Below are 16,021 nucleotides of genomic sequence, written 5' to 3'. Positions count from 1 at the left end.
TCGGCGACCACATAGGGAACCCAATCATCAAACAAGCTCCAGACATTGAGCTTTGTGTTGGTGAGCAGTCTATCCACCTGCTTGACGGCGTGCTTTCGCTCAAGGCCGCTGGCCAAAGAGAGGCCATTGCCAATGGCATGGATGGCCAATGACCCCGACTCAATAACCCCGTGGGTTGCATTGGCGAGCGACAAGACACGCTTGGCATGCATGTCCTGTCCGAATATGTCATCAATGTGGTTAAGAATTATTTCGTGGTTAAGCATGGAGGCTGTCTGCTCGCTATTAGCTGGTCAAGAACGGAGATCATACCTCAGAAGCCTTGCCATGCCTTGCTCATATGAGGGGATGGCTAAGGGTCCAAAGATAGTTATTTGCATGATGATAAAGTCCTGGCCGTGAGGGTAGGGCTTTGTCTAAACAAGACTAATTGTTGTTACTTTGCGGCAGGCTGCTACCATACCCTAGGAAATGAGGGGCTGCTGATGATTGACCGATATTCTACCGTTCCGGTTTATTTACAACTTGAACAATACCTTAATGGGCTGATTGCCGCTGGCACCCTGCGCCCAGGGGATGCGTTGCCTTCAGAACACGAACTTTGCCAGCAATTCACCATCTCCCGTATGACGGCACGTAAAGCGGTGGATTACCTTGTACGCCAAGGGAAAGTAGAACGCAGGCGTGGGCAAGGTACCTTCGTGATCCAGGCGAAAAAAGACGTCCTGGTGTCATTGCCTCTCGACCGTCACCTTTCCTCCAGTGAAGTCACCTGCGGGTTGAATGTTCCAGTCAGCAACCGTCTTATTTGCCTGCTTCAACAACAGGCCAGCGCCGATATCGCCGAGAAACTGCGCATAGTGCCCGGCAGCAACGTATGGTTTATGAAACGTCTGCGTCTGGTGGGCGATGTACCCTTTGTCTTTGAACAATCGTGGATGATCACCGAATTATTCGCCGATCTACAAGAAAATGACTTGAACAAGTCGAAATATGCCTATATCAGCCGTAAAGGCTTCAGCGTTGAGAATTCAGAAAAAGAGATCAGGGCGGAGCTTCCCTCACATGAGGTGCGTGATATGCTGGGATTAAAACGCGACGAACCGGTATTGCACGCCACCTCCCTTGCCACGCTAAGCGGGGGTAAGATATTCGAGTTTTCTGATATTTACTACAATCAACAGCATTACCGTTTTACCCTGACGGCATCCCGCGCCTAAACAGTCACCCTGGTTTATTTGTGATCACACTCTCGCTTTCCCTCTAGTGGGCTAGACAACTATACATTTAATGTGATTATACTTATGCACAATTAAAACAGCTTCAGACCCTTGCTGGAGGGATAAACCATGAGTCGTACCGGTGAGTTTCTACAAGATTTAGGTAAGGCATTGATGATGCCAATTTCCGTGATTGCCGCAGCAGGGATATTCCTCGGGCTTGCTGCCGCGTTACAGAATCCGGCCATTGTCGGTGAAAACATCATGCATGCAGAAACCATGCAACGGTGTATTGGGTTTATACGCAAAGTGTCCGGTTCGCTATTTGCCAACCTGCCGCTGTTGTTTGCCATTGCTGCGGCCATTGGTCTTGCCCGTGATGAGAAACCCACGGCAGCCTTGGCGGCAGTGATTGGTTTTATCACCTTTCATGTCGGGGTAAATTTCAGTTTACTGTCGCAAGGGTTGACGCCAGACACTATCAAGGTAGCGGCATTGGTCGCGGAGGGTTATAGCCAAACGGATGCGGTGATGTACTCCGCCGAGTTTACCCACACGCTGGGGATTTTTACTTACCAAATGAGCGTGCTTGGTGGGGTCATTGCGGGCCTGATAACGGTCATGCTACATAATCGTTTTTATACCATCAAACTCCCGGCGGCCATCGCCTATTTTGGTGGCCGCCGTTTTGTTCCGATTATCACCGTCATTGTGTTACCTATTACCGGTGTGCTGGTGTCATTAATCTGGCCAGTTATCGCCAATGGAATTATTCACCTTGGTAAATTCATCGGCGAATCAGGGGCATGGGGCACATTTGTCTATGCCTTTACCGAACGTGTGCTTATTCCCACCGGACTACACCATATTCTCAACGAAACTGTACGTTTTACCCCGGTTGGCGGCATCGTTCATATTAATAATGAAAGCGTGATTGGGGCATTATCCATCTTCAACTTTGCCCTGGCCCATCCCGGTGAACTTGCCGACGATATTGTGCGTGAGGCAACGCGCTTCCTGGCCCAGGGAAAAATCCCGGTCATGATGTTTGGCCTTCCCGCTGCTGCATTGGCTATCTGGCATTGCGCCAAGCCTGAGCATAAGCAGCGCGTCAAAGCGTTAATGATGGCGGGTGCACTGGCTTCTTTTACCACCGGCATTACGGAACCGCTGGAGTTCAGCTTTATCTTTGTCTCGCCTGTGCTGTTTTTATTCCATGCCATTATGACCGGACTGTCGTTTGCCGTTGCTCAAATTTTCCAGGTGATGATTGGCAACATTCAGGGGGGCTTTATCGACTTTATCGTCTTCGGCGTGCTCGGTGGTGGGAAAACACATTGGTGGGTCAGTTTAATAATGGGTGCTATCTGGGCACCTGTTTATTATTTTTCCTTCCGGTGGATCATTTTACGCCTGAACGTCAAAACCCCAGGGCGAGAAGATGAAGAAACCGCCATCGCGCTTTCCAATATGGGCACTAACCAGGATGAAGGTCAATCGGCACAGATTATTGCCGGTCTGGGTGGTAAAGAGAATATCCAACAGGTTGACTGCTGCTTTACTCGCTTACGGGTGAAGATCAAAGACATACAAAAGATTAATGAGCTCATCCTTAAACAAAGCGGCGCTAGTGGGATCATCCGTGCCACTGAGAATGACTTACAGGTGATTTATGGCCCGCAGGTGGAAAGCATCGCCGGAGCGGTCAAACAAAATTTACTGGTTCAACAGACGCAATAAGAGAAACTCATGATGAAAACATCTTTTAATATCGTATTAGTGGGTGGCGGTTCTACCTGGACGCCGGGTTTATTAAAAGCATTATGTAAACTCAAAGCACGTCTGCCGCTAAAAAAACTGGTGATGTTTGATATTAATCGCGAACGCCAGGCCGTGATCGGTGAATATGCCAAAGTCCTGTTCAGCGAGGAGTATCCTGAACTGGAGTTTAGTTATACCCATGATAAAGACGTTGCTTTTACGGATATGGATTTTATCTTCTGCCAGATGCGTACTGGCGGATATGCCATGCGTGAAAAGGATGAAAAGATCCCGTTAGAACTGGGTGTTATTGGCCAAGAAACCTGTGGTGCCGGTGGGTTTGCTTATGGCATGCGCTCTATCCGTGACATGATTGAGCTGGTGGACAATGTCCGGGCGCGTTCACCCCAGGCATGGATACTGAATTACACCAACCCGGCGGCTATCGTGGCCGATGCCCTGAACAAAAAATTCCCGGACGACAAGCGGATCCTGAATATCTGCGATCAGCCAGTGAATTTACTGCGCTCTTATGGGCGTTTGTTAAATCGCGATCCGGCAACCTTTGATCCGGTCTATTTTGGGCTGAACCACTTTGGCTGGTTTAAGCATCTGTATGATGAAAACGGGCACGATCTGGCCCCAGAGCTGAAATCATTTATTGCCGAGAATGGCTTCAAGCCAGTGGATGCCGAGCAACGCGATCAATCCTGGCTGGAAACCTACGCAGCGGTTGCCGATATGCTGCGTGACTTCCCGGATTACTTGCCCAATACCTATCTGCAATATTATCTCTACCCGGAATACAAACTGTCGAAGCTGGATGCCAATTACACGCGAGCCAATGAGGTGATCGATGGGCGTGAGAAGCGGGTCTTTGACGAATGTCGTATCGCTGCGCAAGAGGGCACCACGAAGAACGTGCATGTGGTGCATAACGATGCGCATGGCGACATGATTGTCGAACTGGCAGAGGCTATCGCGTTTAATCTGAAGAAGAAGTTTATCGTCATGGTGCCTAATAATGGTCTAGTGGAAAATCTGGATGACGATGTGATGGTCGAGGTCACTGCCGAAATTGGCAGCAACGGGCCAAGAGCCTTCGGTGTGGGCAAAATCCCAACCTTCTATAAAGGACTGATTGAGCAGCAATTTGCCTATGAGCGCTTAACGGTAGAAGCCTGGTTTGAAGGCTCTTATACCAAGGCCTTGCAGGCGCTGACGCTAAACCGCACCATTGTGGATGCAAAGAAAGCACGTCTGGTGCTTGATGCACTGATTGAAGCTAATAAGGACTACTGGCCTCCATTGATCTAAATGCTTGAAGGTACAGGTATCTACACATCCTAGAACTGACCCAGGGTGCTTGCTGCTAACTGGGGCAATACTGAGCCGCCCTGGGTTTCTTGGAGAGTTTTTAGTCCAGGAACTCAGGCTGCCTGATTTTTATCCATCAGGGAAGCATGATACGCTTGCTCTGCTTCAACAGGAGGGACATATCCGGTAAAAACGTTGTGCCAGATTTTTGGGGGTCATGCAGCGACTAAAGGCTTGTCTTATTAGAATAATGTCCCTTTAATATTCTAAAAAAATAGCATGTTACCTGACGATATCTTAATACGACAGAGTCGGTTGTACGCCAGAATCTGGCCGCCGAACCCCTTTTGATCGTTTTAGCACCGCACTGCACACGACTGGCATATACTCGCAGTATTCAGATGAGGATAAATAACTGCGCTTAATACCGCTTCACGTCAGGCTTCAGGCTGGTGGACATGATGCAGAACGCCGACACGCCGTGAACCCTATATATGCACCGGACGCGGCGTGTCCTTGGCACACGAGAGGTCATTGTCCATCCTAATTATCTGGTTATCTGCAGAGTGCTTGATTGCATCGAAATTCTGAGTGTCCTACACGCTCGTCAAGAGTATCCCTAAAGCAAACACCTCCCTCTCAGGCAGAGGTTGTGTTGCTCTCAAAAATATTTCTTAAACGCCACCATCTTACTCAACTTGATCTTGACCCGCTAACTGTTCTTGACCCGCTAACTGTTCTTGACCCACTAACTGTTCTTGCCCCACTAACTACAGCCCACGAATAATCCAATACAAAAAACGAATAAAAAAAAGAAAAGCCCATGGAATTAATCACTGAAACAAAAAACAGAATATTAAATCTTAAATTAACTTAAATAAAAATTAAATCTCATTTAACCACAATCAGACTAATGGCAGATGAAATGTTCCCTTTTTATTTAAATAAGAATAAATAACTGGCCCAAATCACCAAAAAAGGGCATGCCTGGACCTTGTATCTCGCTTTTTCACCTAATAGGACACAATAAAATGAAGATAGATTTAATAATTAACTTTAAATTACAAAACAAGGTACCTAACTCTTTATTTTTATAAATAAAATCAAACGATTACGGTAATGCATTACACGAACGAATAATGATTTGCATTTTATAATCTTATGATTACACTACTAGGCAAACAAGAATGCGCAGACCTCATATAGGCTTATAGCCAAAATAATTCGAGTTGCCTGACAAAACGCTGAGCGTTTTGAACAACACTTGTGCCGGGCTGAAGGGTATAGCAGAGAGAAAAGAGTGATGGTCTGCTGTTCTGGGCAGTATGTGAATAATGTTCCAACAATAATAGTTTGCCTATCATGGTTATCTTGAAGCATTAAACACAGATTCCAGGCTTAACCAAGTGAACGCGAGTTAAGTATTAGTGCAGGTGATTAAATATCGTCCACTCATGTGAACATCCTGATTCGTTTTTGTACACCTACATTTCAACAATTTGTGCCCATTCCTTAGAGATAAATTGCCTATACACACTGTTGAGAGGCAATGGCTTTTATCTTTAAAAGCACAAAGAAATCATTATATAAGAGGATTAACTCAATGGAGCTGATTGCCATCTCGCCCTATACCAAGATGTTCTGGAATGAATATATTCTTAACCCGAAATCATTCGAATATAATATGGTATCCATCCAAACCATTGATGGTGATTTTGATATCAATAGACTACGTCATGCAATACAAGGTGTAGTACGTGATTATATCTTATTTCACCATGTTTTGAGTGAAAAGGATGGGCAACTCCACTGGGTAAAAACAGAAAAAAGCATAACGCTTGAATTGCTTGATTCCTCTTGCGATCTTGCCTCTCTGATCTGCACACCATTTGATCTCACCGAAGGGCCGCTTTGCCGTTTTTATTTAATTGAGATGGGAGCACAGAGATATGATTTTATTGTTGTATTACATCATGTTCTAATCGATGGCCTTTCTGGGCAAGAATTTTATGATGTTCTGTCTTATTACTACAATCAGGGCCAGCAGGCACTACCCAATACGCCTAACCTGGCACAGATGCAGCAACTTTATAAACAGTATGACCATGATGTATCAAGCTTAAAACAAGACTTTAATTCTTTGGCTTTTTGGCGCGAGTTACTGGCAGACTGCCCTCCCCGTGTTGATTTACCTTATATTCGCACTGAGTCCTCAGGTTCGGACTCATCTGGGGGAGTCAGGTTTAGCTTATCACTTTCAGAATGGCATCGTCTGAAAGACGGCGTGAAGTATGCGAACCCTTTTCTGATTTTCAAAACACTCTGGGCACTATTAATCGCCTGCCAATCTGAACAGAAAACGGTACATATTGGTTATCCCGTGGCTGCCGAAGGGGGAAAAGAGCTTTATTACGGCGCGCAAGTAAACACTGCTATTTTCCCACTACGATTATTGCCTCAGGCCACTTTCGCCAGCTTGTATCGGGATACGTTAGATTATACAAAAAAGCTCAAGGCATCTGGCAAGCTGCGACACACAAAATTACCTACTTACGACATACTAAGCCAAAGCCAGATCCAGCAACTGAATGTGAATTTTACCCAAGCCTATCTGAAAGACTCACCGCTGGTATTTAACGGTTGCCAGATCAGTGTGGATCACCGTTTTAATGTTGATCTGGCCGGTTCTGAACTTCTGCTCGAATATCAGCAATCCGAAAACGCTTTTAATTTCAGGCTGAGATACAAATCTGATCTATTCGATGAGACCCAAATGCTCGAACTGGCGGAGCAATATCTCAATTTGTTGCGTTCAGTATTAAATGAACCCGAACGATTGATATCCACCTTCTCCTATCTGACTCCGCAGCAGGAGCAGCGTCTGCAGGATCACTATCATAGCGCTGCTCCTCAATCCCCCACGCAGACGACCTTGCTTAGCGGGTTTGAGAAACATAGCCACCTTTACCCTGAGCGTATGGCGCTCAAGGATGAGAAGGAAGCGCTCAGTTACCGTGAGCTTGAACAACGTAGCACCCGTTTGGCGCAGCATATACGTGCAGAATATCTGCGTATTTGCGGTCAGGAAATGCCCGCCGATACGCTGATCCCGCTCTACCTTCAACGGAGCGTTGACGCAGTGGTGGGTATATTAGCGATCATGAAGGCAGGGGCGGCCTATGTGCCGTTGGATCCTCACGCTCCCGCGCAGCGGCTGGCCTATATTTTACAGGATGTGAACAGTCCGTTGGTACTGACGCAAGCAAAACTGCAAGATACCATTTTACAAAACGCACCTGACAGCCACTGCTTGCTGATTGATCAGCAGGAACACACGGCGTTAATTGACAATATACCGTTGCCTGAGCTTGATAGCCGACAACTGGCTTATGTCATTTATACTTCTGGTACCACAGGGCGACCCAAAGGGACGCTGTGTGAACACCGTGGTGCCGTCAATATGATCCAGGGCCATACCCAGCGGCTATTAGCCAATCAGCATCATGTACTGAACTGTATGCAATTTGCTACATTCGCCTTCGATGCGCATGTGTTTGAAGTTTTTATCGCCCTTGATAATGGCCATTGTCTGTGTATTGCCAATGAAGCTCAGCGCTTGGATCTGCCATTACTCACCAAGCAAATGGCCGAATGGCAGATCAACTTCTGTTTCCTTCCCCCTGCACTGCTCAGCACCAAACCCACATTTCCAGACTCGGTACGTTATCTGGGCGTTGGCGGTGAAGCAACGTCGCAGGATGTGCTTGATCACTATCTGGCTTGTGGTTTACAGGTTGCCAATATGTATGGTCCTACCGAGGCATCGGTCAGCGCTAGTGTTAATCTGTATCGCAACAACGGCGCCCGCAATATTGGTCACATGATCACCAATATGCGGGGCTATGTGGTGGATGAAAACTTCCACCTGTTGCCACTGGGTGTCGAAGGTGAACTGTACCTTGCGGGTGCTGGTTTGGCTCGTGGCTATCTTGGCCAGCCTGAACTGACGGCCAGCCTATTTATTGATAATCCGTTTCACCAAGAAATGGACTATCGCCGTCTTTATCGCACCGGCGATCGGGTTCGTCGTTTGCCGGATGGCAGTCTGGAATATTGTGGCCGTAAAGACCAACAGGTGAAAATCAACGGTTACCGCATTGAGTTGGGTGAAATCGAATCGGTAATGCGCAATCTGCCTGGCATCGCGGAAGCGGTAGTCATTGCCCGTAAACAACCTTCGCCGCAGCTTTTGGCCTGGTTCGTTTTAGCCCCCGGCAGCAACCTGACGCCGGAAGAGGTCAATCAGCAACTGGCTGAACAACTGCCACATTATATGGTGCCTGGCGCAATGATGGCGATTCCTGCGATCCCGCTGACGGTAAGCCGAAAGGTAGATTATCGTGCGTTACCCGAACCCGCACTTATTGAGCAGAACACCCCTTTCCGCACACCGAGCACCCCGTTAGAAAGTCAATTACTGGTGCTGTTTAACCGGTTGTTAAACAGCAATGCGGGTATAGACGACCATTTTTACCGCCTGGGGGGTAACTCTATTCTGGCGATTAAACTTTGCCATGAAATCAATAAACAACTTGGGGTCAACGTTTCCGCACTCACTCTGCATCAATATCCAACGGTAGCAACGCTCAGCAGCTATATTGCTCAACAAGAGCCGACCGTACAGGAAGAGACAATCCTGGCAACCGGGTGCCAAACCGCCCCCTTGTCTTTCCAACAATCGCGCCTGTGGTTTATGCAACAACTGTCAACTGAGGCCACACATTACCTGTCGCCAGTTTTGCTGCAGCTTTCTGCCGATGTGGATTGTGCGGCTTTTATCAAAAGTCTGCAGGCGATAGTGACACGACATCAGGTATTGCGCAGCCTGATAAAGCAGGATAAGGCGGGGGAAGCTTGCCAAGTGGTTACCGATCAGGTGTTGGCGGTACCAGTACATGTTGTGACGGCAGAAGGCTATGCCACCTGCCTGCAACAGGCCTTACAGCAGCCCATCGATTTAACGCGCGAACTGCCGCTACGCGCGGCCATCTATCAGTATCAGGATGCAACGGGGAACGCGAATACCGCAAGCCTATTAGTCTTCCACCACATCGTCTTTGATGGCTGGTCAATGGATGTCCTGATGAAAGAGCTGGCGATATTTTATCATCATTTCATGCAGCCCACCGCACCGCCACCAGCCGCGCTTCCCCTGCAATACCTCGATTATGCCTTCTGGCAGCATCAACAAAGGGAGGTAGAAATCAAGGCGGAAGATTTGGCATTCTGGCACCGAACCCTGGCGGATTGTCAGCAATTGGACATACCACCGGACTACGTTCGTCCTGCTGCGTTTGATACTCGTGGTGATAACTGTGATGTCATGCTGCCAGCCGACCTGTTGGCATCACTCAACCAGTTGGCCCGTGAAGAAAGAGTCAGTCTGCATGGGGTGATGTTAAGTGCATTCACACTGCTCTTGACAAGGTATACCGGCCAAGATGATGTCATGGTGGGGACGCCGCTGGCGAACCGCAGCCAGCCGGAGCTGGAAGACCTGATCGGTTTTTTTGTAAATACCTTGCCATTGCGCAATCGGGTGAATAACGAGATTTCAGTCTCAGCATTTATCCATCAGGTCGCCACTAACACGTTGCAGGTACAACAGCATCAGAGCCTATCGTTGGAGCAATTGGTTGATAGCCTGGCACTGCCCCGTGACTTTTCGCGCCATCCGTTGTTTCAGGTGATGTTCGCGCTAGAGGACTATGTCAATAACGCCGATTACCCGTCCTGGCTCTCGGTGGAAGATTTAAGTCGCTATGAGCAGACGGCTAAATTCGACTTAACCCTAACGCTGACGCCAACTGAAAATCAGATGTCCGCGCGTTTCAACTTTGCAACAGCGTTATTTAAAAAATCATCAATCCGTCAACTCGCCGGTTACTTTGTTTCTATCCTGCAGCAGATGGTGCAATACCGCGATGAACCGCTGAAAACACTCAGCCTGTTCCCAGCCGAGAAAATACCACAATGGCTATCCACCCATCGCGAACAGCGGTTTGGATATTCATTCGAGCGTACTTTACACCATGATTTTATGCGCAATGCTCAACAATATCCTCAAGCGGTCGCCGTGATCGACACGTTCGGGGAGATGACCTACAGCGCGTTGTATCAAGCGGCATCAACCTTGGCGACCCAATTGCGTTTACAGGGAGAAATACAGGGGGATGCCATCGCCATATTAGCGGATAAGGGGCGTCAGCAGCCGGTTGCCATGTTGGCTGCACTGATGTGTGGCAAAGCCTTTCTCCCGATGGATAAAGGGTGGCCACTGCAACGGCGTTTAGGCGTGATGGCACAAGCTGGCATCAATACTCTGTTGAGCAATGAAGCTTGGGTAACGCCAGACATTAACGTAGTGGTGCTGAACAGTGCGGGTCATGCACCAACCCTGCCGCAACCTGAATGGCTTTTGCCCCCTATTGATGCCACTCCAGACAACCTTGCCTATATCATTTTCACCTCCGGTTCTACCGGGACGCCAAAGGGAGTGGCGATTGAGCACCGCAGCGTCGTCAATATGATCGAAGGAACCAACCGCTACTTTGCCATTGACCAAAACGATCGCAGTATTGCACTCAGTGCGCTGAGTTTTGACCTGGCCATTCATGACATTTTTAGCGTACTTTCTGCCGGGGGAGCCGTAGTTATGCCCGCCGAAAGCGATCGGACTAACCCGGAAGCCTGGTATCAACTGATGATTGCTCATCGCGTCACCACTTGGCTCAGCGCCCCAGCTTTGCTGGAACTGTTGTTGGATTATGTTAACAGTATCGGCGGAGTTTCAGGGCCGGAGCCCGCTTTACGTGCAGTGATGGTCGGCGGGGATTGGATTGTAACTTCACTGCCGGAACGTTGCCGCCAATGGGCACCCCATAGCCGGTTCTGTAGCGTTGGTGGAGCCACCGAGGCCGCCGTCTTCTCCATACTTTACGAAGTGCCACACCAACCGGTGTTATCGGTCAGTATTCCTTATGGCAAGCCACTGCCGCATCAACGTTTCTACATTCTGGATGCCTGGCTACGCCCGGTGCCAGAAGGCGTGAAAGGGGAGATTTATATCGCCGGTGTTGGCTTGGCCCGTGGCTATTATGGTGATAACCAGCGGACCGCCGACAGTTTCTTCTGGCATGAGTTACTGCAAGAACGGGTTTACCGCACTGGCGATGCTGGTCGTTTTCTGCATGACGGAAATATTGAGTTTATGGGGCGGATTGACCAACAGGTCAAAATCAACGGTTACCGCATCGAGTTAGGGGAAATTGAAAATATTGCCCTGTCGTATCCCATCCTGACAGCCTGCTGTGTCATGCTGATCCCGCATCCACAGCCCTATCTGGCGGCCTATATCGTGGCCAATGAACCGGTAGATATCCCGGCACTGAGCCAATACCTGCGTAGTCAATTGCCACAATACATGATGCCCAAGGCGTTTGTTCAGATAGAGAGTATGCCACTGACGGAGAACGGTAAAATTGCCAGGAAGGCCTTGCCGGTGCCGCAGTATGAGCAGCGCGATTTTGTTGTGGCTGACAGTGACTGGGAACGTGAGTGCTGCGAGATTTGGTGCGAATTGTTAAAACGCCAGCGAGTGAGCGTGGAGGATAACTTCTTCTCGCTCGGGGGGAACTCGATTCTGGCGATCCAGGCATGTTATCAAATCAGCCACCGGCTGCAACGGGATGTCACCCTCAGCGATCTGGGGCAACACCCGACGATCCGTAATCTCTGCAATTACCTGAAAAAACCCGGTGATGATGAAACGCAACCCTTAGTCATACCCGCGTTGCAGCTTGATACTTACCCGCTGTCATCCTCGCAAATGCAGCTCTGGTTTATCGAAAACCTCAATGGTGGCAGTCATCTTTACCATGTGCCGATGTTGTTCCGTCTCAATGAAGACCTTGACCCGATAGCATACTGCCAGAGTCTACGGGCTATCGTTGCCCGCCATCACGTATTACGTAGCGTTATTTGCCAACAACAGGCGCTAACCGCCCTCTCTCGGTTAGTGGATAGCGAACTGGAAATTGCGCGTCTGGTGCTGGATGCCGACACTTGGCAGCAACAGTTGCTTCAGGATATCGACCAACCATTCAGGCTTGAAGCAGAAATTCCGATTAGAGCCCGTATTTACCAGGTCAAACAACCGGATAACACCCACCAGCATTACTGCCTGATCGTCGTGCATCATCTGGCTTTCGATGGCTGGTCGCAAACTATTTTTCTGCAAGAGTGGGCGGCATTATATCAAGCCTATCGAACCGGGCTGCACCCAGCGTTGCCTGAACCAAGCCTGCAGTATGGTGATTACGCCAGTTGGCAACAGACGTATCTGAGTTCGGCAAACGCCGACCGATTGAAAGCCTTCTGGCAACAACATCTTCAGGGCTGGCAAATGCTTGAAATGCCGCTCGACTATGTGCGGCCCGCGCAGTTTGATCATCGTGGTGCCAACCATTGTGTCACCTTGCCTGATGACTTGGTCGCGCAAACGGAACGCTTTGTACAGCGCGAAGGGGTGACCCCGTTTGCCCTTTTCCTGTCGGCGTTCAATCTATTGCTAAACGCCTTCAGTGGTCAGCAGGATATTCTGGTGGGCACCCCAGTCGCCAACCGTCCAACGGCAGAAACCCGTGCGGTTATCGGCTTTTTTGTCAATACGCTACCGTTGCGTACACAAATTGATGACAACATGGCGTTATCTGACTATGTCCATGAGGTTTTCAACACGTCACTAGAGGCACAAAAATACCAAAGCTTACCGCTGGAACAGTTGATTGATCACCTCCAGGTGCCACGCGATCTCTCACGTCATCCGTTGTTCCAGGTGCTGTTTGTTCTGGAAGATGCGACGCAAAATACGGCGTTACCCGCGTGGCTAGTACCACAAAGCCTGGTAGAACAGTATCAGGCGGCCAAGTTTGATCTGATGCTGAGTATCCAAAAAGACGTTGGGTGTACCCAAGCGGTCTTCAACTATGCCACGGCACTGTTTACACCAGAAACCCTCACCTGCCTGTCTCAGTATTATCTGACTATCCTGGAACAGATTGTCGAGCAGGGAAGCTGGCGAATTAACCAATTGACGCTCGTTCCTCCGGCAGAGGTAACCTCAATGCGTGCAAGTTGGCAAACCAGCCCACCAGCCTATGATTTTGAGCGTGCAATCCACCATGATTTTATCCAGCAAGCACGGCTGCAACCGCAAGCAGTGGCCATTATCGACAGCTTGGGTGAACTGAGTTATGGCGAGCTTTATCAGGAAGCATTGACGCTGTCATTGCAACTGCGCCAGTACACGGATGGGCAGAGCGAAACCATTGCGGTGATGGTGGATAAAGGGCGGGCACAGATTATCGCCGTGTTGGCGATCGTCATGGCTGGCAAGGCTTATCTACCGCTGGATGGATCCTGGCCGGAACGCCGACGCTTGGAGGTTATCGCGCAATCACAAACCCCGGTGATCCTCAGCAGCCAGCCTTGGCAGAACATCGAACAGGCCAGGCTGTTGCTGATCGACCCCCATGGCATCGTGGCCGAGCTACCACCACCACAGCCTGGGGAGCCGGTATTACCCGCACCCCATGACCTCGCCTATGTCATCTTCACATCGGGATCGACAGGCATCCCCAAAGGCGTTGCAGTTGAACATCGCGGCGCGGTAAACAGTATCGTTGATACTATTCAGCAACTGGGCCTTGATAAGCAAGATCGTGGCTTAGCCCTCAGTGCGCTAAGTTTTGATATCTCGGCGTTCGATATTTTTGGCATTCTATCGGTAGGGGGCACCATGGTGATGCCGTCCGAGGTAGAACGTTATCAACCGGATGCCTGGCATCGGCTGATGGTCAATCACGGCGTCACCTTCTGGAACTCTGCGCCTTCGGTAATCACATTGCTGGTGGAGTACCTTGAGTCAAGGGAAACCGCTGGCGAAGGCTGGCCGATGTTGCGTACCGTGGTACTGGTTGGGGAAGTGATCGCCAAGCAGTTACCGGCACGTATCCGGCAGTGGCGTGAAGGTTGCCGCGTGGTCAGCACCGGTGGTGCCACAGAAAGTTCCATCTGGTCAATCCTCTACGACATCCCAGATGCACCGATCCTGACCCCCAGTGTGCCTTATGGCAAAGCGATGGCGCATCAGCGGTTTTATGTTCTGGACAGCCATCTGCGCGTGTTGCCACCCTGCCTGCCCGGTGAACAGTATATCGGGGGGGCTGGGGTGGCCCGGGGTTACTTCCGCAATGAAGCGGTCACTCAGGAGCGGTTTATCTACCATCCTGAACTGGGTGAACGGCTTTACCGCACCGGTGACGCAGGCCGTTATCTGCCAGACGGCAATCTCGAGTTTATGGGGCGGATGGATTTTCAGGTCAAGATCAATGGTTATCGCGTTGAACTGGGGGAAGTTGAAAGCAGCGCCCTGGCCTTCGGCACCATCAAATCTTGCTGCGCTATCGTTTGGAAAGATCAGCAACAGGAGCGTTTGGCGCTCTACTATGTGTGTGATGAACCCCTGATCGAAGCTGAATTGCTGGAGTTTCTCAGCCAGCGGTTACCGCTGTATATGATCCCGACGGCGTTAATCCAACTACAGGCACTACCTTATAATTCTAGCGGTAAGCTGGATCGTAAGGCACTGCCTGCACCGCAAATAGTCGAGCAGAATGTCTATGTTGCGCCGAGTAATCCACTCGAACAACAACTGTGTGCGCTGTGGCAGAAAACACTGAAACGTGAGCAAATCGGCATGACGGATGATTTTTTCCGCTCAGGGGGAACATCGCTTATGGCGATTTCGGTATGTATGAAATTATCCGAGTTGCTGAAAACAGCGGTCCCTGTTGTCAGGCTGTTCCAATGCCGTACTTTGAAAAACCTGCTTGCCACCTGTGAAAACCATCTGGTGCTGCCACTGACTCAGATAACCCAGGGTTTGCCTGCTTTGTGGATGATTCACCCGGCGTTGGTCGGTGCGGAAGCCTTCTATCCCTTCGCCCAGACTTTGCAGGGCAAAATGAATGGTTATGGTGTCGATAATTACAATCTTTATCACCGCCCTACCATTTCTTCACTGGCGACACTGGCGGATCGTTATCTGGAGGAGATGATAACGCACGGTTTGCTGGCCGGACCCGTACAGATCCTGGGGTGGTCGCTGGGGGGGCTAATCGCACTGGAAATTGCAGCCCAGTTGGAAGCTCGCGGCATACAGGAGATTTCACTCTATCTGTTAGACAGTTTTTATCAGCAGACAACGGAAAAAACCTCACTTGACACCCTACTAGCTACGCTGGGGCTCACAGGAGAGACCGCCGAACGTGCTCAGGCGGTGGCAGAGGTAGAGGATCGGCTTTCGCAGGCGAAACTCAGCCACAAACTGCAAACCACTCAGGTTACGCTGTTCAAAGCAATGCGAGCAAACCCTGATTTGCCGGATGACGTGATGAAACCGCTGATTGCCGTGCCAGACAACGGGCTGAAAACGGTCTGTGAACATCTGCGAGTGATCCCGCTGGCCTGCCACCACCACGATATCCTGGAATATGGTGATGAGATCATCAAGGTGATCTGCCCGCAGAAAAGGTAAGGGCAACAGATGGGCAGCGGAGAAAATCCGCTGCCTTTTTACTTATCATGACGATGGAGTTGTG

4 protein-coding genes and 1 pseudogene are annotated in these 16,021 nt (G+C 49.6%); 4 read left to right on the top strand and 1 reads right to left on the bottom strand.

Annotation, left to right across the window (positions count from 1 at the left end):
* Positions 1 to 266 (bottom strand): annotated as a pseudogene (locus tag IO95_RS21295) (IS4 family transposase); the annotation flags it as partial.
* Between the two features lie 219 nt (positions 267 to 485).
* Between IO95_RS21295 and IO95_RS21290 the strand changes: the two are divergent.
* The 4 genes from IO95_RS21290 (at position 486) to IO95_RS21275 (ending at position 15,957) form a co-directional block, all read left to right on the top strand.
* Positions 486 to 1,220, top strand: coding sequence for a GntR family transcriptional regulator (locus IO95_RS21290; RefSeq protein ID WP_023492485.1), 735 nt, complete (start codon positions 486 to 488; stop codon positions 1,218 to 1,220).
* A 129-nt stretch (positions 1,221 to 1,349) separates the two neighbouring features.
* The gene (locus IO95_RS21285) at positions 1,350 to 2,960 is read left to right on the top strand and encodes a PTS transporter subunit EIIC (protein WP_023492486.1); all 1,611 of its coding nucleotides are present in this window, start codon (positions 1,350 to 1,352) and stop codon (positions 2,958 to 2,960) included.
* Positions 2,961 to 2,969: 9 nt separating this feature from the next.
* Positions 2,970 to 4,298: a 6-phospho-alpha-glucosidase gene (locus tag IO95_RS21280; RefSeq protein WP_023492487.1), complete on the top strand. Its 1,329-nt coding sequence runs from the start codon at positions 2,970 to 2,972 to the stop codon at positions 4,296 to 4,298.
* Between the two features lie 1,603 nt (positions 4,299 to 5,901).
* On the top strand, positions 5,902 to 15,957 hold the full coding sequence (locus IO95_RS21275; RefSeq protein ID WP_037387142.1) for a non-ribosomal peptide synthetase: 10,056 nt from the start codon (positions 5,902 to 5,904) through the stop codon (positions 15,955 to 15,957).
* Positions 15,958 to 16,021 lie beyond the last annotated feature (64 nt).

This window comes from Serratia sp. DD3 (assembly GCF_000496755.2).
This window is presented reverse-complemented; position numbering and strand designations above follow the sequence as displayed.

Bases quoted from the DNA above. Each gene is read 5' to 3' on its own strand.
- IO95_RS21285 (WP_023492486.1), top strand. From the start codon at position 1,350: ATGAGTCGTACCGGTGAGTTTCTACAAGATTTAGGTAAGGCATTGATG.
- IO95_RS21275 (WP_037387142.1), top strand. From the start codon at position 5,902: ATGGAGCTGATTGCCATCTCGCCCTATACCAAGATGTTCTGGAATGAA.
- IO95_RS21280 (WP_023492487.1), top strand. From the start codon at position 2,970: ATGATGAAAACATCTTTTAATATCGTATTAGTGGGTGGCGGTTCTACC.
- IO95_RS21290 (WP_023492485.1), top strand. From the start codon at position 486: ATGATTGACCGATATTCTACCGTTCCGGTTTATTTACAACTTGAACAA.